The organism is Brevundimonas sp. DS20 (assembly GCF_001310255.1).
GTDB classification, from domain to species: Bacteria; Pseudomonadota; Alphaproteobacteria; order Caulobacterales; family Caulobacteraceae; genus Brevundimonas; species Brevundimonas aurantiaca.
On sequence record NZ_CP012897.1, the window covers coordinates 807,314 to 828,485 of the forward strand.

Annotated in this window: 22 protein-coding genes; 9 read left to right on the plus strand and 13 right to left on the minus strand. The window is 68.7% G+C overall.

All coding sequences use genetic code 11. From position 1 onward, the window contains the following. Positions 1-25 precede the first annotated feature (25 nt). The 3 genes from JL11_RS03830 (at position 26) to JL11_RS03840 (ending at position 1,972) form a co-directional block, all read left to right on the plus strand. Entirely contained in the window at positions 26-556 is a 531-nt protein-coding gene (locus JL11_RS03830) for a CHAP domain-containing protein (protein ID WP_054764489.1), read from the plus strand. A gap of 40 nt (positions 557-596) precedes the next feature. Further along, on the plus strand, positions 597-1,394 hold the full coding sequence (locus tag JL11_RS03835; protein ID WP_054764490.1) for a tryptophan 2,3-dioxygenase: 798 nt from the start codon (positions 597-599) through the stop codon (positions 1,392-1,394). Positions 1,395-1,486: 92 nt separating this feature from the next. Further along, positions 1,487-1,972, plus strand: coding sequence for a PA2169 family four-helix-bundle protein (locus JL11_RS03840; RefSeq protein ID WP_054764491.1), 486 nt, complete (start codon positions 1,487-1,489; stop codon positions 1,970-1,972). A gap of 77 nt (positions 1,973-2,049) precedes the next feature. Here JL11_RS03840 and rplS read toward each other — a convergent pair whose 3' ends face one another. Both rplS and trmD read right to left on the minus strand, forming a co-directional pair. After that, a complete protein-coding gene (rplS, locus tag JL11_RS03845) occupies positions 2,050-2,472 on the minus strand; it encodes a 50S ribosomal protein L19 (protein ID WP_054764492.1) in 423 nt (140 codons plus the stop codon). Position 2,473: 1 nt separating this feature from the next. Continuing rightward, positions 2,474-3,199, minus strand: a complete 726-nt coding sequence (trmD, locus tag JL11_RS03850; protein ID WP_054764493.1) for a tRNA (guanosine(37)-N1)-methyltransferase TrmD — start codon at positions 3,197-3,199, stop codon at positions 2,474-2,476. 112 nt (positions 3,200-3,311) lie between these two features. On the opposite strand from trmD, the gene JL11_RS03855 reads away from it, so the two are divergent. Further along, complete coding sequence (locus tag JL11_RS03855; RefSeq protein WP_054764494.1) at positions 3,312-3,449, plus strand: entericidin A/B family lipoprotein; 138 nt, start codon at positions 3,312-3,314, stop codon at positions 3,447-3,449. Positions 3,450-3,494: 45 nt separating this feature from the next. On the opposite strand, the gene JL11_RS03860 is transcribed toward JL11_RS03855, so the two are convergent. From JL11_RS03860 to trxA, 7 genes are all read right to left on the minus strand, one after another. Next, positions 3,495-5,249 carry an AmpG family muropeptide MFS transporter gene (locus tag JL11_RS03860; RefSeq protein ID WP_054764495.1) on the minus strand — a complete coding sequence of 585 codons (1,755 nt, stop codon included), beginning with the start codon at positions 5,247-5,249 and terminating at the stop codon, positions 3,495-3,497. Positions 5,250-5,288: 39 nt separating this feature from the next. Further along, on the minus strand, positions 5,289-6,809 hold the full coding sequence (locus tag JL11_RS03865; RefSeq protein WP_054764496.1) for a response regulator: 1,521 nt from the start codon (positions 6,807-6,809) through the stop codon (positions 5,289-5,291). Between the two features lie 72 nt (positions 6,810-6,881). Next, positions 6,882-8,486 carry a YifB family Mg chelatase-like AAA ATPase gene (locus JL11_RS03870; protein WP_054764497.1) on the minus strand — a complete coding sequence of 535 codons (1,605 nt, stop codon included), beginning with the start codon at positions 8,484-8,486 and terminating at the stop codon, positions 6,882-6,884. 61 nt (positions 8,487-8,547) lie between these two features. After that, positions 8,548-9,504, minus strand: coding sequence for a glutathione synthase (gene gshB, locus JL11_RS03875; RefSeq protein WP_054764498.1), 957 nt, complete (start codon positions 9,502-9,504; stop codon positions 8,548-8,550). An 88-nt stretch (positions 9,505-9,592) separates the two neighbouring features. Continuing rightward, complete coding sequence (locus tag JL11_RS03880) at positions 9,593-9,787, minus strand: Trm112 family protein (RefSeq protein ID WP_054764499.1); 195 nt, start codon at positions 9,785-9,787, stop codon at positions 9,593-9,595. Positions 9,788-9,867: 80 nt separating this feature from the next. After that, complete coding sequence (locus JL11_RS03885) at positions 9,868-10,524, minus strand: LON peptidase substrate-binding domain-containing protein (RefSeq protein ID WP_054764500.1); 657 nt, start codon at positions 10,522-10,524, stop codon at positions 9,868-9,870. Between the two features lie 13 nt (positions 10,525-10,537). Continuing rightward, positions 10,538-11,443: a thioredoxin gene (trxA, locus tag JL11_RS03890; protein ID WP_054764501.1), complete on the minus strand. Its 906-nt coding sequence runs from the start codon at positions 11,441-11,443 to the stop codon at positions 10,538-10,540. Between the two features lie 193 nt (positions 11,444-11,636). Here trxA and JL11_RS03895 point away from each other — a divergent pair, with 193 nt between their 5' ends. Further along, positions 11,637-13,106 carry an amidohydrolase gene (locus JL11_RS03895; RefSeq protein ID WP_054764502.1) on the plus strand — a complete coding sequence of 490 codons (1,470 nt, stop codon included), beginning with the start codon at positions 11,637-11,639 and terminating at the stop codon, positions 13,104-13,106. Further along, the gene (locus JL11_RS03900) at positions 13,106-14,446 is read left to right on the plus strand and encodes an amidohydrolase family protein (protein WP_054764503.1); all 1,341 of its coding nucleotides are present in this window, start codon (positions 13,106-13,108) and stop codon (positions 14,444-14,446) included. The genes JL11_RS03895 and JL11_RS03900 overlap by 1 nt, the downstream gene beginning before the upstream one ends. Before the next feature lie 62 nt (positions 14,447-14,508). Here JL11_RS03900 and JL11_RS03905 read toward each other — a convergent pair whose 3' ends face one another. Continuing rightward, positions 14,509-15,918, minus strand: a complete 1,410-nt coding sequence (locus JL11_RS03905) for a coniferyl aldehyde dehydrogenase (RefSeq protein ID WP_054764504.1) — start codon at positions 15,916-15,918, stop codon at positions 14,509-14,511. Positions 15,919-16,022: 104 nt separating this feature from the next. On the opposite strand from JL11_RS03905, the gene JL11_RS03910 reads away from it, so the two are divergent. Genes JL11_RS03910 through arfB form a run of 3 tightly spaced genes read left to right on the plus strand, consistent with a single transcriptional unit; the run spans position 16,023 to position 18,285 of the window. After that, positions 16,023-17,381, plus strand: a complete 1,359-nt coding sequence (locus JL11_RS03910) for a PAS domain S-box protein (RefSeq protein WP_054764505.1) — start codon at positions 16,023-16,025, stop codon at positions 17,379-17,381. 44 nt (positions 17,382-17,425) lie between these two features. Further along, entirely contained in the window at positions 17,426-17,884 is a 459-nt protein-coding gene (locus JL11_RS03915; RefSeq protein WP_054764506.1) for a YaiI/YqxD family protein, read from the plus strand. Next, entirely contained in the window at positions 17,881-18,285 is a 405-nt protein-coding gene (arfB, locus tag JL11_RS03920) for an alternative ribosome rescue aminoacyl-tRNA hydrolase ArfB (protein ID WP_054764507.1), read from the plus strand. The genes JL11_RS03915 and arfB overlap by 4 nt, the downstream gene beginning before the upstream one ends. Positions 18,286-18,292: 7 nt before the next feature. On the opposite strand, the gene JL11_RS03925 is transcribed toward arfB, so the two are convergent. From JL11_RS03925 to JL11_RS03935, 3 genes are read right to left on the minus strand one after another with little or no spacing between them, the layout of a single operon-like run. Next, on the minus strand, positions 18,293-18,772 hold the full coding sequence (locus tag JL11_RS03925) for a hypothetical protein (RefSeq protein WP_054764508.1): 480 nt from the start codon (positions 18,770-18,772) through the stop codon (positions 18,293-18,295). Positions 18,773-18,785: 13 nt separating this feature from the next. Continuing rightward, on the minus strand, positions 18,786-20,366 hold the full coding sequence (ubiB, locus tag JL11_RS03930; RefSeq protein WP_054764509.1) for a 2-polyprenylphenol 6-hydroxylase: 1,581 nt from the start codon (positions 20,364-20,366) through the stop codon (positions 18,786-18,788). Beyond that, a complete protein-coding gene (locus tag JL11_RS03935; protein ID WP_054764510.1) occupies positions 20,354-21,142 on the minus strand; it encodes a class I SAM-dependent methyltransferase in 789 nt (262 codons plus the stop codon). Before JL11_RS03935 ends, ubiB begins: the two co-directional genes overlap by 13 nt. Between the last annotated feature and the right edge of the window lie 30 nt (positions 21,143-21,172).

The window sequence follows — 21,172 nt, forward strand, 5'->3', positions numbered from 1 at the left end:
TCGGCAGTCGGGATACGGCCTCAGCATGACAAAACGGCTCAAAGCCGCCGCGGTTGCGGCGACCCTCGGTTTTTTTGCACTGGGCGCAGTTCCCTCCAATGCAAAGGCTGACGAGCCGTACTGGCAGTGCGTGACCTTCGCCCGCATGTTCTCGGGCATCAACATCTTCGGCGACGCCTGGACCTGGTGGCGTCAGGCCGCCGAGAAGTTCCGCACGGGCAAGGCGCCCGAGACCGGTTCGGTCCTGGTCTTCCGCCCGGAAGGCCGGATGAGCCGCGGCCATGTCGCCGTCGTTTCCGACATTCTGACCGACCGGGTGGTGCGCGTGACCCACGCCAACTGGGGCGGCAGCCGCGGCAAGGTCGAGGAAAACGTCACCGTCGTGGACGTCTCGCCCGCCAACGACTGGTCCCAGGTCAAGGTCTGGTACAATCCGATCAACGGCCTGGGCACGACCGTCTATCCGACCTACGGCTTCATCTATAAGGGCGCGCGCGACGCCTTCGACGCCGGCCGACAGATGGCCGCCAACGTCTCGGGTCAGGGTCAGCAATAGGCGGACTTGCGCCTTTCCCGGCCGCGGGCGATAGCGGCGCATGACCCAATCCCGCGACATGACCTACGCCGGCTATCTGGCGTTGGACGATCTGCTTTCGACCCAGCATCCGCTGTCGGATCAGCACGACGAAATGCTCTTCGTCGTCATCCACCAGACCAAGGAGTTGTGGCTGAAGCAGATGCTGCACGAAGTGGCCCTGGCCCAGACCCTGGTGCGGGCCGGCGACCTGGTCCCCGCCTATAAGAGCCTGGCGCGGGTCAGCCGCATCCAGGCGGTGATGACCCAGAGCTGGGACATTCTGGCGACCATGACCCCGGCCGACTATCTGCGGTTCCGGGGCGTGCTGGGCGCGTCCTCCGGTTTCCAGAGCGACCAGTTCCGTCGCTTCGAGGCCATGCTGGGGCTGAAGGACCCCGCCTTCCTGAAGTTCCATGTGGACCGACCCCAGGCCCATGCGGCGCTGGAGGCGGCGATCGCGTCGCCCAGTCTGTATGACGACGCCCTGGCCCAGTTGGCCAAGGCCGGCCTGCCGGTGCCGCAGGCCGTGCTGAACCGCGACGTGACCCAGCCCTATGAACCGTCCGAGGCGGTAGAGGCGGCTTGGCTCGAGGTCTATCGGGACACGGAGCGCTGGTGGGCCCTGTATCAGCTGGCCGAGAAGCTGGTCGACCTGGACGACGCCCTGCTGACCTGGCGACATAAGCACGTCGTCACGGTCGAGCGCATCATCGGCCGGCGCCGTGGGACGGGCGGAACGGAAGGGGCGGCCTATCTGGCCACGACCCTGACCAAGCGGTGCTTTCCTGAGCTGTGGTCGCTGCGGACCGCCCTCTGACGGCCTGTTGATCGGGCGCGGCGCCGCATCCGGCAACCTTCGCCGCGTCCGGCCATTGTCCGCTTGACCGCCAAAGCGGAGGAGCCGACGCAATGAGCAATCCCAATGCCCATGACATCAAGGTCTTGAACGGCCTGATCGAGACCACCCTGGACAGCGCCGACGGCTACGCCCAGGCGGCCGAAGAGACGACCGATCCCCATTTCCGCAGCCTGTTTGAACGCCGCAGCGAGGAGCGCCGCCAGGTGGTCGAGGATCTGTCGGCCGCCGTGCGCGGTCTGGGCGGCGACCCTGAGGCTCACGGCTCGATCCTGGCCAAGGCCCACCGCGCCTTTCTGGACGTCAAACACGCCCTGCTGAGGAATGACGACAGCGTGGTGGGGTCGATCAACAGCGGCGAGGGGTTCATCGCCGCAAAGTTCGACAAGGCTCTGGATGACACGGCCATCTCGGCCACCACCCGCGAAACCATTCGCCGCGCCTACGCCTCCATCAAGACGGGCCATGATCAGATGGAAGGCCTGAAACACAGTCTGGAAGGCCAGAGGGATGCGTCCAATCCGCTGTTTCCGCAGTAAGGGGGCGCGCGCCGGACAAAGAAAAAGGCCCCGGCGTCGCCGCCGGGGCCCTTATCGTTTTGCGAACGCGCCTGGGATCAGGCTTCGTCGCCCTTGTCGGCGGCGCCGGTCTCCGGGACCACCACGCCCTTGGCGGGACGAACCGTCTGACGCTCGGCGATCCGGGCCGACTTGCCGCGACGGTCGCGCAGATAATAGAGCTTGGCGCGACGCACGACGCCGCGGCGCTTCACCTCGATCGACTCGACGTTCGGCGACAGAATGGGAAACTTCCGCTCGACGCCTTCGCCGAACGAAATCTTGCGGACGGTGAAGGTCTCGTTCACGCCGCCGCCGTCACGGGCGATGCAGACGCCTTCGAAGGCCTGGACGCGCTCGCGCTCGCCTTCCTTGATCTTCACATTGACGCGCAGGGTGTCGCCGGGCTGGAAGTCCGGGATCTTGCGGTCGCCCAGAACGCGGGCTTTTTCTTCAGCTTCCAGCTGTTGAACGATGTTCATGTCATTTCTCCTCGAGCTTGGCGCTCTTTACCTGTGAGTTGGCGAGATGCGCCTGCCAGAGGTCCGGCCGTCGCTCCCGCGTGGTCTGCTCCCGCTGCGCCTGACGCCATTCGGCGACCTTCTTATGGTCGCCCGACAGCAGCACCTCGGGAATCTCAAGCCCCTCAAACGTCCGCGGTCGCGTGTACTGCGGATGCTCCAGAAGCCCGTCCTCGAAACTTTCGGACGACAGGCTGTCGCCTGAACCGAGCACTCCGGGGATCAGTCTTACGCACGCCTCGATCACGACCATGGCCGCCGCCTCGCCGCCGGCGAGGACCGCGTCTCCGACCGAGACCTCCTCGAACCCCCGGGCGTCCAGCACCCGTTGATCCACCCCCTCGAAACGGCCGCACAGCACGACGATTCCGTCCGCTGTCGCCCATTCCTTGACGCGCGCCTGGGTCAGGGGCCGACCCCGGGCGCTCATGTACAAAAGCGGCCGTTTCGGCCCAGGCAGGCTATCGACCGCCCTGGCCACCACGTCCGCCTTAAGCACGGCTCCCGGACCGCCGCCCGCAGGGGTGTCGTCCAGGAAGCCGCGCGTATCTGTGGAAAAGGCGCGGATGTCAACCGTATCCAGGCTCCACAGCCCCTTCTCGCGCCAGGCCGTGCCGATCAGCGACACCCCGAGCGGGCCCGGAAAGGCTTCGGGGAACATGGTCAGGACGGTGGCAGTGAAGGACATGGCGGCCCTTTAGCCCCGAACGACGGCGAAAATCCATTGTTTGCGACAGGGATGCGCAACCGAGGCCAAGCTTGGGCGTTCGTGCGGAGCTTGACCATAAACGAGGTTCGCCATGCGCAAGATCATCACCCTCTCGCTCGTCGCCGCCGCCCTGGCCGTCTCGGCCTGCAACACCATCGCCGGCGTCGGCCGCGACGTTTCGGCCGCCGGATCCGCCGTCAGCTCGGGCGCGGAACGGGCGAAACACTGATCGGATGATCCGCAAGGCCCGTCCGTACCAGCGGGCCTTCGCATTTCAGGACGGCTGGCCCTCGGTCGCCGCCACGGCGGGATCCACGTCTTCGGCCGTCTGACGGGCCTGAAGCGCGGTCTGTTTTCCGGCCACGACGAAGGCCAGGACGATGCCGAACAGGCCGATGACGAAGGAATAGAGGAAGAAGGCCACATAGCCGGCGCCCAGGGCCGCAGGCGTCACGCCGCTGGCCGTCGCGCCGGTGGTCAAAACGCCCTCCTGTAGATTGGCGAACAGGCCGCGCAGGCCCGCGAAGGGGCCGTTCCCTTCCGCCGCCCGGGCCGAGGCCTCCACGATCCGACCCGACTGCGAGGCGATCAGCTTGCCCGGCAGGGCGTACAGCGAGGTGAAGAGGGCGTACTGGGTGGCCGTAAAGCCGATCGAGGTCAGGCTGGACATATAGGCGATCAGGGCCGTCCCGGCGTAGCCGCCAGAGACGTTGTCGACGCCGATGGCCACCGTCAGGGCCGACAGACTGTGCCCCTGGGTCGCCAGCCAGGCGAAGACCAGGTTGGAGACCGGGCTCATGAAGGCGCCGATGACCATGGTGCGGATCAGGCCCAGCCTCGCCACCGACCAGCCGCCGATGAAGACGCCGAGCGTCGTCATGACCACGCCGAACACCTTGCGCACCTCGGCCAGCTCGGTCTTGGTGAAGCCCAGGTCGATATAGAAGGGCGGCATGATGTTCAGCACGAAGTCGGCCAGGCGATAGACGCAGATCAGGGCCAGGATCAGGGTCGCGACGCCGGCGAACCGCTTGTAGAAGTCGGCCACCGGCTGGCCGAAGGATCCGGCCAGATAGGCGCCGGGGCGGGTCTTCAGTCCCGGCAGAGGCCAGCAGGCCAGAACCATGACGCCCAGGCCCAGGAAGACCGAGACGAACTGCAGATAGACGCCTTCGGGCTTGGCCGACAACGCCGCCTTCACCGCAGCCTGGCCCTCCGCCCCCAGGCCGAAGAGACCGAACAGGGCGTTCAGCGGCGCGGACTGGCCTGTCAGGCCCGAGCCGAGGAACATGGCGGCGACGCCGATGATCGCCAGACGGGCGACCCACTCCAGCACCTCCAGCCTAGGCCGCGACGGCACGTCGCCGACGGGGATGGGGCGGATCGAATGGGCCTTTTCGCGGGGCGCGAACAGGACGCCGGCGATCCCAAGACCCATCAGGGCCGCCATGACGGCGTAGGACAGGTTCCAGTTGTAGAGATCGGCCAGGATCAGGGGGACGGCGCCCGCGACGATCATGGCGACGCGGTAGCCCATCTGGTAGGCGGCGGCCATGGCGCCGTGGCGGCTGTCGTCGGCCGCCTCGATCCGCCAGGCGTCGATGACGATGTCCTGGGTGGCGCCGAAGAAGCCGACCAGGGCGGCGAAACCGGCGACGGCGATCAGGGCGTTCGCGGGATTCAGCGTTGAGATGGACCATAGGCCGAAGATGATCACCCCCTGCGTCACCAGCATCCAGGCCCGGCGGTGCCCCAGCAGGGGCGTCAGCAGGGGAATGGCTGTCCGGTCGATCAGCGGCGCCCAGACGAACTTCAGCGAATAGGACAGGGTCGCCAGGGCGAAGAAGCCGATCACCTCCAGCGTCAGGCCGCTTTCCCGCAGCCAGGTTGTCAGGGTGTCGAAGATCAGCAGATTGGGCAGACCGGCCGAGAACCCCAGCAGCAGCATGATGAAGACGCGCCGCTCGCCATAGACGGCCAGGCCGCCGAAACGGCTTGCGGGTTCGGCGGGGGTGGTCTGGTCGGTCATGCACGGCTCCGGCGGCGGCCGGAGACGGACGCCGTTAACTCAGCCGACCTTGGCGCGGATGTCGCGCTTCGTCCAGCGGGTCAGGGCGGCGCGCAGGGCCTCGGCGTCCAGCGGCTTGACCAGATGGTCGTCCATCCCCGCCTCCAGGCACAGGCGGCGGTCTTCGGCGAAGGCGTTGGCGGTCAGGGCCAGTATGGGGGTGGCGTCGCCCGCAGCACGGATGGCGCGGGCGGCGGCGGGGCCGTCCATGCCCGGCATCCGCATGTCCATGAAGACCAGATCATAACGGGCGCGGGCCAGGGCGGCGACGGCCTCCTGACCGCGGGCGGCGGTTTCGACGATGCAGCCCTCGCGCTGCAACAGGGTGCGGGCCAGCAGGGCGCCGACCGGATTGTCCTCGGCCAGCAGGACCCGCGTCCCGGCGAAGCGGGCAGGGACGACCCGGTCGTCCTCAGCCGCCGGAGAGGCGGCGCCGGCCTCGCGCATGGGATCGTCCTGGGCCGCGACGGCCAGCACCCGTTCGGCGAGGGAGGCGCGGCGCAGAGGCTTGATCAGATAGCCGTGGAAGCCCTGGGCGCGGTAGCGCGCGATCAGATCGCGCTCGGACGGTTTCAGCAGGATCACGCCCCGGCCGTCCGATGGCGGAAGCGCCAAGTCGCCGGACAAGGCGCCGACGTGATCGACCAGAACGACCGGCGCCGATGCGGCGAACCGCCCACCGGACGCCTCGATCTGGGCGATGGCGGCGGCCTGGACGAAGGGGTTGGGCGAGCGGACGGCGACGGTCAGGCCCGCCAGAGGCTGGCCTCGCGTACCGGGAACGACATCGAAGGCGGCCTCGAAACAGAAGCGGGCGCCGCCGCCCGGGCGGTCTGCGACCTGGACAGACCCGCCCATGGCCCGCGCCAGTTTCCGGACAACCGCCAGCCCCAGGCCCGCCCCGTCATGTCGCACGGCGTCGGAAACGTCGGCGTGGCCGAACTCTTCGAAGATGCGCGTGTGGGCTTCGTGCGGCACGCCGGGGCCCGTGTCATCGACGATGAAGGCCAGGTGCGCCGCCCCGCCGGCGCCGTTTCGCCGTTCGACCGCGATGTAGACGCCGCCGGTCTCGGTGAACTTGACCGCATTGCCGGCCAGGTTGAACAGAACCTGCTTCAGCCGGCCCTCGTCGGCCCTGATGTCGGGCACGTCGGCGCCGACGGACCAGACGATCTCCAGCCCCTTGTCATGGGCGCGCGGACTCAGCAGTTCGGCGACGCTGCGGACCAGGGGTTCCACATCGACCGGCGCCAGGTCGAACTCCAGCGCCCCGGCCTCAAGCCGCGCATAGTCCAGAAGGTCGTTGACCAGTCCCAAAAGGTGTTCGGCCGACTGGCGGGCGTTCTCGGCATAGGCGCGCTGGGCGCCGTCCAATCGGGTCCGCTGCAACAGATGGATCATGCCCAGCACCCCGTTCAGGGGGGTGCGCATCTCGTGACTCATCAGGCGCAGGAACTGCTGGGCCGGATCGGCCGTCGCCGCCGAGCCTTCGGTTCGTTTCGTCGCCGCCCGCCGCGCCATGGTCTGTTCCGTCTCTGCGAGGGGACGACGTCTAAGCCGAGCGGAGTTAAGGACGCTTCAAGAGGCCCTGGATCAATCGTGGATGAAGGCCGCCCGACCGGCGGCCTCGGCCAGGCTGGAGCGGGCGGCGACGCGGCGGTCGAAATCGGCCTCGGCGCCGACCGTGTTGCGGCGATAGATCAGGGCCTCGGCGACATGGCGGCGCAAGACCCCGTCGCAGCCGTCCAGGTCGGCGATGGTGCGGGCCAGCCTGAGGGTGCGGGTCCAGCCCCGCGCCGTCAGCCCCCCGGCCTCGCCCGCCCGCATCAGCAGCATCCGCCCCGCCTCGTCCGGCGTGGCGAACCGGTCCAGCGCCTCGCCGGAGGCCCGGGCGTTCAGCCCCTGGGCGGGATCCAGGCCTGCGGCCCGCACCCGGTCTTCCTGCAGGGCGCGTGCAGCGGCGACGCGCGCCTTGGCCTCGGCCGTGCCCTCGGACGGGGGCGGCAGGATCATGTCGGCGGCGGTGACGGGCGGCGTCTCGACCGTCAGGTCGATCCGGTCGAACATCGGGCCGGACACCCGGTTCTGATAATCCCGCTGGCAGCGGGGCGCCTTGCCGCAGGCGCCGCGCCCGGCCCCGCCCATGCCGCAGCGACAGGGGTTCATCGCCGCCACCAGCTGGAACCGAGCCGGATAGCGGATATGGGCGTTGGCGCGGGCCACGACGATCTCGCCCGTCTCCAGGGGCGCCCGCAGCGAGTCCAGGGCCTGGGCGCTGTATTCGGGCAGTTCATCCAGGAAGAGGACGCCGTTATGGGCCAGCGACGCCTCGCCCGGCTTGGCCCGCAGACCCCCGCCGGTCAAGGCCGCCATCGAGGCTGAATGGTGCGGGCTGCGGAAGGGACGGTCCCTTGTCAGGGCGCCCCGCTCGATCAGGCCGGCGACCGACCAGACCATGGAGGTCTCCAGCAGCTCCTGCGAGGTCAAGGGCGGCAACAGGCCGGGCAGGCGCTGGGCCATCATCGACTTGCCCGATCCGGGCGGGCCGATGAACAGCAGATTGTGGCCCCCGGCGGCCGCGATCTCCAGCGCCCGCTTGGCGCCTTCCTGACCCTTGACCTCGCGCAGGTCTGGCACGGCCTTGCCGCCGGCCAGGGGGCCGGGCTCAGGCGCGCGCAGCACCTGGCTTCCCTTGAAATGATTGATCAGGGCGATCAGGGACCGCGGCGCCAGAATACGCGCCCCGCCGGCCCAGGCGGCTTCCGGCCCCGTTGATTCCGGGCAGATCAGGCCCAGGCCCAGAGCGTCGGCGGCCACGGCGGCCGGCAGGGCGCCGCCGACCCTGGCGATCTGCCCGTCCAGCCCCAGCTCGCCGATGGCGGCCCAGCCGTCCAGGGCGTCCGGCCCGATCACCCCCATGGCCGCCATCAGGGCCAGGGCGATGGGCAGGTCGAAATGGCTGCCTTCTTTTGGCAGGTCGGCGGGGGCCAGATTGGCGATGATTCGCCGTGAGGGCAGGGCCAGACCGATCCCGGCGAAGGCGCCGCGCACCCGCTCGCGGCTTTCAGCCACCGCCTTGTCCGGCAGGCCGACGATGTTGAACACCGTCTGCTGATCCTGGCCGACCAGCTGGACCTCGACGTCCACACGCCGCGCCTCGACCCCGTCAAAGGCGACCGTAACGACTCGCGCGACCATGGCTCCGTCCCCCCTTGGAGCGAGGAACGAACCATGAACTGAACTCTAATTCAAGTGGCGATTACGCAACCTGTGCGGCGCGTTTCGCTTCTATGACCTCCCACATCCGCGCCGTGGCGTCGACGCCGGTGAAGGTCTTCAGCTGCTGGGCCCCCGTGGGAGAGGTGACGTTGATCTCGGTCAGCCAGTCGCCGATCACGTCTATGCCGACGAAGATCAGGCCGCGTTCCTTCAGGGTCGGACCAACGGCGGCGCAGATTTCGAGATCGCGCGGCGTCAGCTCGACCGGCGCGGCCGTGCCTCCGACCCGCAGGTTGGACCGGACCTGGTCCTTGGCGGGAATTCGGTTGATGGCGCCCACCGGCTCGCCGTCCACCAGCAGAATCCGCTTGTCGCCCTTGGACACGGCGGGAATGAATTTCTGGATCACCAGAGGATCGCGCGATCCCATGGCGTGGATTTCGATCAGAGCATCCAGATTGGGATCATCCGCCTTCAGCCGGACCACGCCCGAGCCTGCGGCCCCATGCAGGGGCTTCAGCACCACCTCGCCGTGGCGCCGGTGGAAGTCGCCCAGCTGGACGGGGTCGGAACTGATCAGGGTCGGCGGGGTCAGGTCGGGGAAGCGTGTCACGAGCAGCTTCTCCGGCGCCGAACGCACCTCGGCCGGATCGTTGACCACCAGGGTCGAAGGGTGGATCGTTTCCAGGAGATAGGTGGCCGTCACATAGGCCATGTCGAACGGCGGGTCCTGACGCATCAGAACCACGTCGACGTCCTGTCCCAGATCCAGCCGAACGGGGTCGCCGAAATCGACATGATCGCCGGCCTTGCGACGAACGGCGACCGGACGGGCGCGGCAGTAGAGCCGACCCTCCTCAAGGGCCAGGGTGCGGAAATCATAGACCCACAGCCGGTGCCCCCGCGCCTGGGCCGTTTCGGCCATCAGAAAGGTGGTGTCGGACTCAATATTGACGGCCTCGATCGGGTCCATCTGGATGGCGACTTTGAGGGTCATGGTGTCTGGGGCCTATCGCGCCTTGCGCTGCTTGGGCCCGATCGGCGCGAGGCGCCCGAGCCGTGGGTTCGTCTTCGTCTGCTGCGGTTCAGTCCAGCGGCCTGGCTTCTTCGGCCAGCATGATCGGCACGCCTTCCCGGATCGGATAGGCCAGTTTGGCGCCCGGCGAGATCAGTTCGCCGGCCTCGCGGTCATAGGTCAGGCGGCCCCGCGTCACCGGACAGACCAGCACCTCGAGCAGGCGGGGGTCGACGGAAACCGGCGTCTGGAAGGCGTCGCTCATGAGGGCTCCTGTCGTCTGCGAAAACCAGGTCGGAAAGGCTGTTTAGGGTCACGGCGTGCTTTGCGCCATATGGGCGGGCCTTATTGGATCGACGATGCGGCGTCGTCGCCCCCGTCGGCGGCGTCGATCCGCAACAGGGCGGTCAGGGCCTCGGCGCGCGACATCAGGCTCATCGACTCCAGCAGGGCCTGTTTTTCGGCGGGTTCGAACGGCAGGGCCATGGCCAGGCTGTTGACCAGGGCCTCCATAGGCGCGGTCTCGGCCGTGTCCCAGTCGATTTCCAGGGCGCGGTGAGCCATGTAGTCCCGCAAGGCGTCCAGAAAGGCGTGGCGGTCGAAATCCGGCTCCTCAGGCGGGGGCGCCAGATCGTCCTCATAGGCGTCGAACGCCGCCCGCACCTGTCGATACGGCGTCTTGGTCGGCAGTTCGGCCGCGACGCGGAACCGCGACACGCCCGTCAGGGTGATCAGATAGCGCCCGTCCGACGTCTCGGCGAAGCCGGTGATCCGTCCCGCGCAGCCGACCGAAGACAGGCCGGGCAGGGCCGGCGTCCCGCCCTTGGGCTGGATCAGGCCGATGATCCGGTCGCCCGCCATGGCGTCGTCCACCATGTTCAGATAGCGCGGCTCGAAGATGTTCAGCGGCAGCTGTCCGCGGGGCAGCAGGATGGCGCCGCCCAGCGGAAACACCGGAATGACCTGGGGCAGGTCCAAAGCGCGCACATAGCCCTGGGGCATGGAAGGGTCCGCCCTAGGAGAAGAGGATGGAGGACAGGCGGCGCCGCCCGTCCTTGGAGACGTCCGACCCCAGGCCGGCCGCCTCGAAGATGACCAGAAGCTGTTTGCGCGCGGCCTGATCGTTCCATTCGCGATCGGCCTGGACGATGGACAGAAGATTGTCGATCGCCCCCTTGAAGTCGCCGGCCGCGCTCAGGGCTTCGGCCAGGTCGAAGCGCGCCTGATGATCGTTCGGATCGGCCGCGACCTTGGCTTCCAGCTCGGCCGATGCGCCGGCGGGCGCCTTGGCCGCCAGGGCCAGCTGGGCCCGCACGCTCTGAACCGCCGGTTCCTTGGACTCGGCCGGCGCCATGGCGATGGTCTGGGTCGCCTGTTCGACGTCGCCGCCCGCCATATAGACACGCGCCAGGCCGGCGATGGCCTTTTCATTCTCCGGCTCGATCGACAAGACGTGGGCGAAGGCCTGGGCCGCGCCGCCGAAGTCGTTCAGGCCCAGCGATTCTTCACCCAGCTCCAGCAGTTGAGCGATCTCGGCGGACCCGCCCTGGCCGCCGGTCAGCTTGTCGATGAAGGCCTTGATCTGGCTCTCCGGAATAGCGCCCTGGAAGCCGTCCACCGGCTGGCCGTTGACGAAGGCGTAGACGGTCGGGATCGACTGCACGCGCAGCTGGCCCGCATAGGCCGGGTTGGCGTCGACGTCGATCTTGACCATCTTGACCGCCCCCTTGGCGGCGCGCACGGCCTTCTCCAGCGCCGGCCCCAGGGTCCGGCAGGGGCCGCACCAGGTGGCCCAGAAGTCGACGATCACCGGCTGGGTCTTCGACGCCTCGATCACGTCCTTCATGAAGGAGGCGTCCGTGCCTTCCTTGATCAGGTCGCCGGAAGGGCGCGGGTCCAGGGTCGGGTCGGCGAAGGTCATGGGGAAGTCCGTGTATCGAAGAGCCTTAGAACCCCAGATGGTCGCCTTACCGGCCCAACACAACTCCCCAGGCGGTGCGAGCATGGCGCGATCGAGAAAGAACGTCGAAATCTTTTGACGGCCGGGCGGCAAGCCCCTTCTATGACTGCTGCAAGACACGCCGGGGCTGGCGTGTCGTCGGGAGAGGGATCTGATGATCAGACATCATCTGCGGGGCGTCGGCCTCGCGGCCTTGGCGTGCGCCTTGGGCCTGTCGGCCTGCGCCACGACGGAGCCGGACCAGGGCGGGACCGCCCCGGCCAAGGACAGGAGCCTGGCGGCCGGGCTGGACCCGGCGACGAGGTCGGACCCCTATCCTTCGACCTATCAACCGTTGCCGCGCGAGAATTTCGCCGTGGTCGGGGCTACGGTCCTGACCGGGACGGACCGCAAGATCGAAAACGGCGTGGTCGTGGTCACCGACGGCAAGATCGCCGCCGTCGGCGACGCCTCGACCCCCGTCCCTGCGGGCTATCGGCTGATCGAGGCGCGCGGCCGCTATGTCACGCCGGGGATCATCGACGTCCACAGCCACCTGGGCGTCTATCCGTCCCCCGGGGTCCAGGGCATGAGCGACGGCAATGAGGCGACCAGCCCGAACACCGCCCAGGTCTGGGCCGAACATTCGCTTTGGCCCCAGGATCCGGGCTTCAACACCGCCCGCGCCGGCGGGGTGACCACGCTCCACATCCTGCCCGGCTCGGCCAATCTGTTCGGCGGCCGGGGCGTCACCATCCGCAATACGCCCTCCATCACCATGCAGGGCATGAAGTTTCCGCAAGCCCCCTATACGCTCAAGATGGCTTGCGGCGAGAACCCGTCGCGGGTCTATGGCGGCCGCAACCAGAGCCCGGCGACCGGCATGGGCAATATGGCCGGCTATCGCGCCGCCTTCATCGCCGCGCGCGAATACAAGGCCAAGTGGGACAAGTGGCAGGCGGATCACGAGGGTTCTCCCCCGACCCGTAACCTGCAGAACGAGACCCTGGCCGGGGTGCTGGACGGCTCGATCCTGATCCAGAACCACTGCTACCGCGCCGACGAAATGGCGCTGATGATGGATATGGCCAAGGAGTTCGGCTACCGCATCACCACCTTCCACCACGCCACCGAGGCCTATAAGCTGGCCCCCCAACTGGCCCAGAACGGCATCTGCGCCGCCATGTGGACCGGCTGGTGGGGCTTCAAGATGGAGGCGCTCGACGCCATCGAGGAGAACGCCGCCCTGGTGGACGCGCCCGAAGGCTCCTGCGCCGTCATCCATTCCGACGACGCCGAACTGACTCAACGGTTGAATCAGGAGGCCGCCGCCGCCCTGTCGGCCGGTCGCCGCGCCGGCCTGAACATTTCGGAAGAACACGCCATCAGCTGGATCACCTCCAACGCCGCCAAGGCCATCGGCGTCGCCGACCAGACCGGCTCGCTGGAGGCCGGCAAGCGCGCCGACGTGGTGATCTGGAGCGCCGATCCCTTCTCGATCTACGCCCGCGCGGATCAGGTCTTCATCGACGGCGCCCTGGCCTTCGACCGGACTGACCCCGCCTATCAGCCGACCAGCGATTTCGAGCTGGGCCAGCCGGGCTATGGCCTGACCGCCGCCAACGTCGCCGAAGGAGCCCGCTGATGCGTCTGCCTCACATCCTTGCGGCCGCTGTGGCCGCCCTGTCTGTCGCCGCGCCTGCGGTCGCCCAGGACACTGTTGCGATCACGGGCGGGCGGGTTCTGACCGGAACCTCCGTCATCGAGCGCGGCACGGTGGTGATCCGCGACGGCAAGATCGTCTCGGTCGGAACGGGCGCCGCCCCGGCCGGCGCCCGCGTCATCGACGCGACCGGCAAGACGGTCGCCCCTGGCTTCGTCGCCGTCGATTCCGGCCTGGCCGGGACCGAGGTGGGCTCGGTCGGCGGCACCAATGAGCTGCGCAACGCGTCCAACACCCTCAGCGCCGCCTTCGACATCTCCTATGGCCTCGACCCCTGGTCCTTCACCCTGCCGGTGGCGCGTCTGGGCGGCATCACCCGCGCCGTGGTCGTGCCCCAGCACCCCGGCTCGTCCGGCGGCCATGTGCATGAGGACGAGACGGCCGGCGCCGGCGACGGCGGCTATCAGACGCCGGGCCTGTTCGCCGGCCAGGCGGCGATCATCGACCTGGGTCAGGATGCGAACATCCTGGTCAAGCCGCGCGTGGCCATGGTCGCCCCGTTCGGCGAGGCCGGGGCCGACATCGCCGGCGGCGCCCGCGGGGCCCAGTTCGTCCTGTTCAAGGAGACGATGGCCGAGGTCCGCCTCTACGCCCGCAACAAGTCGGCCTATGAGCGGGCGGGCCTGCGCGACCTCAGCCTGTCGCGCGCGGACCTGGAGGCCCTGATCCCGGTCGCCAATGGTTCGATGCCCCTGATCGTCACCGTCCACCGGGCGTCAGACATTCAGCAGGTGCTGCGCCTGGCGCGCGAGGAAGGGATCAGGCTGATCCTGGACGGCGCCGAGGAAGGCTGGCTGGTCGCCGGCGAGATCGCCGCGGCCGGCGTGCCGGTGCTGCTGAACCCCATCTCCAACCTGCCCAGCGATTTCGAGATGCGGGCGGCGCGGATGGAGAATGCGGCGGCCCTGAACGCGGCCGGCGTCGTCATCGCCATCAAGGGCAATGAGGGTTCGACCCACCGCGCCCGCGAGGCTCGCTACAACGCCGGCAACGCCGTCTCCCACGGCCTGCCCTACGGCGCCGCCATCGCCGCCCTGACGGTCAATCCGGCGAAGATCTTCGGCATGGGCGGACAGTTCGGCCAGATCGCGCCGGGCGCCGCCGCCGACGTCGTGGTCTGGTCCGGCGACCCGCTGGAGCCGCTCAGCCAGCCCTCGGCCGTCTTCATCGACGGGGTCGAGCAACCCTTGACCAGCCGGCCCCTGCTGCTGCGCGACCGTTATCGTCAACAGACGCCGATGCCGCCGGCCTATCGCAACTGACGGCCTTTCAGGTCCGAACGGAAAGGGCGGGGCCGCAGGGTTCCGCCCTTTTTCGTCTCCGCCTATCGGGCCAGAAACCGCAGGGCCGCGCGCGCCAGCCGGCCCGCCGCCCCGTCCCACGGCGGCCCCAGCCGTTCAAAGGCGTTGACCGGCCCCACGTCATAGACCGCCCGCGCATGGCTGAAGCGCTTGAAGCCCTCAGGCCCATGATAGGCGCCCAGGCCGCTGGGGCCGACCCCGCCGAACGGCAGGTCGTTCTGGGCGATATGGAGCATGGTCCCGTTCAGGGTCACCCCGCCCGACAGGCCGGAGCCCAGGATCCGGTCCCGCGTCCGCGTCTGGTTGGTGAAGCCGTACAGGGCCAGGGGCCGGGGCCGGGCGGCGACAAAGGTCAGGGCTTCATCCAGGCTGTCGTATCCGACCACCGGCAGGACCGGGCCGAAGATCTCCTCCTGCATCAACAGGCCGTCGCTCGGCGGGTTCAGCACCAGGGTCGGGGCGATCTTGCCGGTGTTCCCGTCGCCCGCATCCGGGTGCTCCAGCACCTCGGCCCCCGCCGCCCGCGCCGCCGCCACCGCCTCGCGCAGCCGGGCCCGGTGGCGTTCGCTGATCACCCCGCTGTAGTCGGGATTGTCCTGAAGGGTCGGATAGGCCCGCCGCGCCTGATCCAGCACCGCCTCGGCGAAGGCCCGGACCTGACCGGCCGGGACCAGGGCGTAGTCGGGGGCGATACAGGTCTGGCCCGCGTTCAGGAATTTGCCGAAGGCGATCGACCGGGCCGCCTTGTCCAGCGGATAGTCGGGGGCCACGACCGCCGGCGACTTGCCGCCCAGCTCCAGCGTCACCGGGGTCAGGTTTTCCGCCGCCGCCCGCATCACCTCCCGCCCCACCCGCGTCGATCCGGTGAAGACCAGATGGTCGAAGGCCAGGCGCGAAAAGGCCTGGGCCACGTCCACCCCGCCGTTGACCACGGTCAGGACCGCCGGATCGAACCGCTCGGCCACGGCGGCCTCCAGCAGGGCGCCGAAGGCGGGCGTCAGCTCGGACGGCTTGATCATCACCCGATTGCCCGCCGCTAGGGCGTCGACCGTTGGCCCGAGCGCCAGCAGCAGCGGATAGTTCCACGGCGCGATCACCCCGACGACGCCCAGGGGCTCATGCCGGATCCAGGCCCGCGACGGCTGGAACATCAGGTCCACCGGACGCCGCTCGTCGCGCATCCACCGCCCCAGATGGGCGCGCGCATGGTCCAGGCTGCGGATCAGGGGCGTGACCTCCAAAAGCCCCGTCTCCATCGCCGACCGCGCCCCGAAATCCGCATCTATGGCCCGCGCAAAGGCCTCGCGCCGCTCCAGCACCAGGGCCTTCAGCGTCTCCAGCCGCCCGCGCCGCACCTGGGCCGACGCAGCCCCCTCCGCCCGCGAGGCCGCGTGCTGAAGCCCGAACCGGTCCGAGAGCTGATCCTGGGTCATCCTGTTTCGATCCTTCGCACTGATTTTCTCCTTATAATCAAAATCATTGCCAGAGAGAGGCGGCTTATCTAGGTTCGCCGAACCATCGGAGACAGGCGCCGGGCATGACCAGATCCATCGCGGTGACCAGCGAGCGCCTGGGGCGGATCGTTGAGGAGGCCGCGAGCGAGGTCTATATCTTCGGCGTCGAGGACTTCTATTTTCGACTCGTCAACAAGGGCGCCCGGGACAATCTGGGTTACAGCGCCGACGAACTGTCCCGCCTGACGCCCTGGGATCTGAAGCCCCGCATCCGTCGCGACGACTTTCTGGCTCTGATCCGGCCGCTGCTCGCCGGCGAAGTCGATCGGCTCGACTTCGACACCGTTCATCGACGCAAGGACGGGTCCGAATACGACGTCTCCGTCAAGCTCCAGCTGTTCGACGACGGCGACGACCCGGTCTTCTACGCCGCCATTCAGGACACGACCGAATACCGGCGTGTGGAGCAGCAGCTGCGCGACACGGCCCAGCGGCTGGACGTCATCCTCGACAATACCACCATGGCGGTCTTCCTGATGGACGACCGGCAGCACTGCGTCTTCATGAACCGGGCGGCGGAAAAACTGACCGGCTACGCCTTCGAGGAGACCACCGGGCGACCGCTGCACGACGTTATCCACCACACCCGTCCGGACGGATCCCACTTCCCCCTGTCCGAATGCGCCATCGACCGCGCCTTCCCCGAGCGGGCCGGCGTCCAGGGGGAGGAGGTCTTCGTCCACAAGGACGGCGGCTTCTATCCCGTCGCCTTCACCGCCAGCCCCATCCACGGCGAGGGCGCCCAGGTGATCGGGACCGTGATCGAGGCGCGCGACATCAGCGAGGAGAAGCGCAACGCCGAGGTCCGCAACCTCTTGATGCACGAGGTGGACCACCGGGCGCGCAATCTTCTGGCCATCGTCCAGTCCCTGGTGCGCCTGACCCGCGCCGACGAATTGGAAAACTACAAGTCGATCCTGGCCGGGCGGATCGGCGCCCTGGCCCGCGCCCAGACCTCCCTGGCCAGCCGGCGCTGGGAGGGCGGGCGGCTGGAGGACGTGGTCTGGGAAGAACTGGACGCCCTGTGTCCGAAAGAGGCGGTGGAGGTCGAGGGGCCGCCGGTCGATCTGTCGCCCGACCAGGTTCAGCCCCTCAGCATGCTGCTGCATGAGCTGGCGACGAACGCCAGCAAATATGGAGCCTGCAGCCGCAGCGGCGGCCGCATCCGCGTGGACTGGGCGATCAAGGACGGTCAGGCGACCCTGAGATGGCGCGAGGTTGGCGGCCCGCCCGTCAGTGCGCCGACGCGCCAGGGTTTCGGCTCTTCGCTGCAAACCAATATGGCCCGGCAACTGGGCGGCGCCTTGAGTCGAAACTGGGCGAGTGAAGGATTGGAGGTGGAGATCGTCTTCCCTCTGGAGCCCCCGTCGCCGGTCGCATGAGGGAGGGTGTGGCGCCCCACCCCCGTCCGCGCTAGGTCAGGCCCATGCCGACCGCCCTCTACATCGACGCCGACGCCTGCCCGGTGAAGGAGGAGGTCTATCGCGTGGCGCGGCGCTATGGGCTGAAGACCTATGTGGTCTCCAACGGCTGGATGCAGGTGCCGCGCGAGGCCCTGATCGAACAGGTGGTGGTGGACGCAGGCCCCGACGTGGCCGACGACTGGATCGCAGAGCGGGCGGGTGTGGGCGATGTGGTGATCACCGCCGACATTCCCCTGGCGGATCGCTGCCTGAAGGCCGGGGCCCAGGCGCTGAAGTCGAACGGCCAGGCCTTCACCCCGGATTCCATCGGCTCGGCCCTGGCCGGGCGGATGGTGGGCGAGCATCTGCGGTCGATGGGGGTGGCCACCTCCGGCCCGCCGCCCTTCTCGGCCGCCGACCGCTCGCGCTTCCTCCAGGCCCTGGACCAGGCCGTGGTCAAGGCGCGCAAGGCCGCCTCATGAGCACCGTCATTCCCGAGGAGGAGCTGGAGTTCCGCTTCTATCGCGCCGGCGGCCCCGGCGGGCAGAACGTCAACAAGGTCTCGACCGCCGTCCAGATGCGGTTCGACGTGAAGAACTCCTCCAGCCTGACCGAACCGGTCAAGGCGCGGCTGATGAAGCTGGCCGGCAGTCGGCTGACGCTCGACGGGGTTATCCTGATCAACGCCGTCCGTTTCCGCACCCAGGAACGCAACCGCGCCGATGCGATCCAACGGCTGCAGGCCCTGGTGGACGAGGCCTCGATCAAGCCGGTCTTCCGCGTCCCGACCCGGCCCACCAGGGCGTCGAAGGAGCGCCGGCTGAAGGCCAAGACCAGCCGCGCCTCGATCAAGTCGGGGCGGGGCCGACCGTCGCTCGACTAGGCTCGGATCACTCTTCGACCGGGCGGAAACGCAGGCCCGCGATCCGATCTTCGGGATCGAACAGGATCATCCATTCGGTCACCTTGTTGTCGAAAGTAATGCGGAACAACTGGGCGTCGCCTTCGGCCGCCACGAAATCGACGGAGCGGACCTCCCCGAAGCTCTTGATCAGGGGGATCAGCTGGGGCGCCAGCTGGCGCATGCGCCCGCCCAGGTCGGGGGTGAAGACGGCGTAGTTGAAACCGGCGCCTTGGGCCGAGGCGATGACGTTGCGCAGCGCTTCTTCCGCACGAGCGATGTCGGGCGCCTGGGCTTGGGTCTGAGGTTCGGCTTGGGCCTGGGTGGGCGTTTGAACGGGGGGGACCTGGGCCGCCGGGGCTGCGCCGTCGAAGGTGTTGGCCACGGCGCCGGCCGCGACCTGGCTGAGGGCGGCGTGCGGCGCGGCGACAGCGGTCAATGCCAGGGCCACGATCAGGATGGTCTTCATGCGAAGGCTCCGGTCAGTGCAGATAGGGCCAGAGCGAAAGGCCCAGGGCCGTCAGGGCCGCGACGACCGCGACCGTCAATGAAGCCGCGACCCAAGCCGGAGTTCTCGGCTTTTCGATGACCATCGCCGTTGGGGCGGGCGGATCCTGGATCAGGCGCGAAAGGGCCCGCGCCGCCGCGATCACCTCGTTCAGGGCGTCGCGCGCCTGGGCCTGGGGCCCCAGTTCGCGGCGAATCCACCGCTCCACCACCGGCTGGGCCGCCTTCCAAAGGTCGTGGTCCGGCTGAAGCCGGCGGGCCACCCCCTCGACCGAGACCATGGTCTTCTGCAGCAGGATCAGTTCGGGCCTCAGCCGCATGTCGAACAGGGCGGTGATCTCGAACAGCTGGCCCAGCAGACGGCCCATCGACACCTGGCTGGCGGCGCGTCCGATCACCGGCTCGCCCACGGCGCGCAGGGCCTGGGCGAAGGTCTCCACCGAATGGTGCGGCGGCACATAGCCCGCCTCGAAATGGACCCGGGCGATCCGGTCGTAATCCCGGCTGATGAAGCCCCACAGGATCTCGGCCAGATAGCGCCGCTCGGCCGGGCCCAGCCGCCCAACGATTCCGAAGTCGATGGCCGTCAGATGGGCCGGGGCGCTGGCGAACAGATTGCCCTCGTGCAGGTCAGCGTGGAAAACTCCGTGATCCAGGGCCTGAACGAGGAAGGCGCGCACCACATTGTCAGCCAGGAGGTCGGTGTCCAGCCCCGGCAGCTCGGCCAGGGTCGGGTCGGTCATGGGCAGACCTGGCGCCCATTCCAGGGTCAACACCCGCTTGCCGACCCCGTCCCAGACGACGGCGGGGGCGGACATATAGCCGTCCTTGGCCAGGACGTCGGCCATTTCGCTGGCCGCCGCCGCCTCCAGCCGCATGTCCAGTTCCAGCTCCAGCGAATTGGCGATGGTCTCGACGAAGGCCTGGGGCTCCAGCCGGCGCGACAGGGGAACCAATCGGTACACCAGGGCGGCGCCCAGCCGCATGGCGTCCAGACCGTCGGCGACGCGCCGCTCGACCCCCGGCCGCAGCACCTTGACCGCCACGGCCCGACCGTCCGCCAAGGTCGCCCGGTGCGCCTGGGCCAGGGAGGCGGCGGCGACCGGCGGGCTCAGGTCGATGAACAGGCTCTCGACCGAGCGACCCAGGGATTTCTCGATCTCGCGCCGCGCCTCTTCCAGCGAAAAGGGCGGCAGGGCGTCCTTCAGCCGGCCCAGGTCGCGGGCGAACTGAATGCCGAAGATGTCGGCCCGCGTGGCCAGGACCTGGCCCAGCTTGATCGCCACCGGCCCCAGATGCTCGAAGGCCTTGCCCAGCCTCTGGCCCGGCCGACCCTCGCGCCCGTCACGGCCCGACAGCATCTGCACGAACCGGGCGAAGGGCCGGGTCCAGACCGGCAGAAGGGGGGTGACCTCGCGCGGGATCAGGGCGTCGTGGCGCGCCAGCACCCACAGCCAGCCGACCAGGCGCAGAAAGGCGGCCACGGGGTTGCGCACCGCCACGGCGGCGGGCGGCGGCGGAGCCGTGCGATAGATCCGGCCGGTCAGATCGCCCACCCGTGGTGGATGGCGGCGATCCCGCCCGACAGATTGGTCACCGACACCCGCTTGAAGCCGGCGTCCTCGATCAGGGTCTTGAAGGCCGCCTGGTCGGGGAAGCGGCGGATGCTCTCGACCAGATACTGATAGCTGTCGCGATCCTTGGCCACCCAGCCGCCGATGCGCGGAATGGCGTGGAAGGACCAGGCGTCATAGAGCTTGCGCACCGGCCCCGCCGTGGGGCGCGAGAACTCCAGGCACAGGAACCGCCCGCCGGGTTTCAGCACCCGCCGCGCCTCGGCCAGGGCCTTGTCGATATGGGCCACGTTGCGGATGCCGAAACTGATCGAATAGGCGTCGACCGATGCGTCCGGCAGGGGCAGGTTCATCGCGTCCCCGACCGACCAGCTCATCTCCGGCTCGCCGCCCTTGTTGACCCCGGCCAGGATCATCTCGGCGTTATAGTCCAGCACGATGACCGATGCGTCCGCCCCGCCGCGCCGCTCCTGGGCCGCGCGCGCCATCTTGGAATAGCGCCGCGCCATGTCGCCGGTGCCGCCGGCCACGTCCAGAATGGTCTCGCCGGGGCGCGGGTTCAGCTTGGCGGCGGCGATGTCCTTCCAGACGCGGTGGACGCCGACGCTCATCAGATCGTTCATCACGTCATAGTTGGAGGCGACGGAGTCGAAGACCCCGCGCACCATCTTGACCTTTTCGCGCGCGTCGACGTCGCGGAAACCGAAGGAGGAACGGTCGCCCGACGAATGCGGGCCGTGAGAGGAGGCGTCGGTCATAATCGGGGGTCTAGCGCGTCGCGAGCCGCC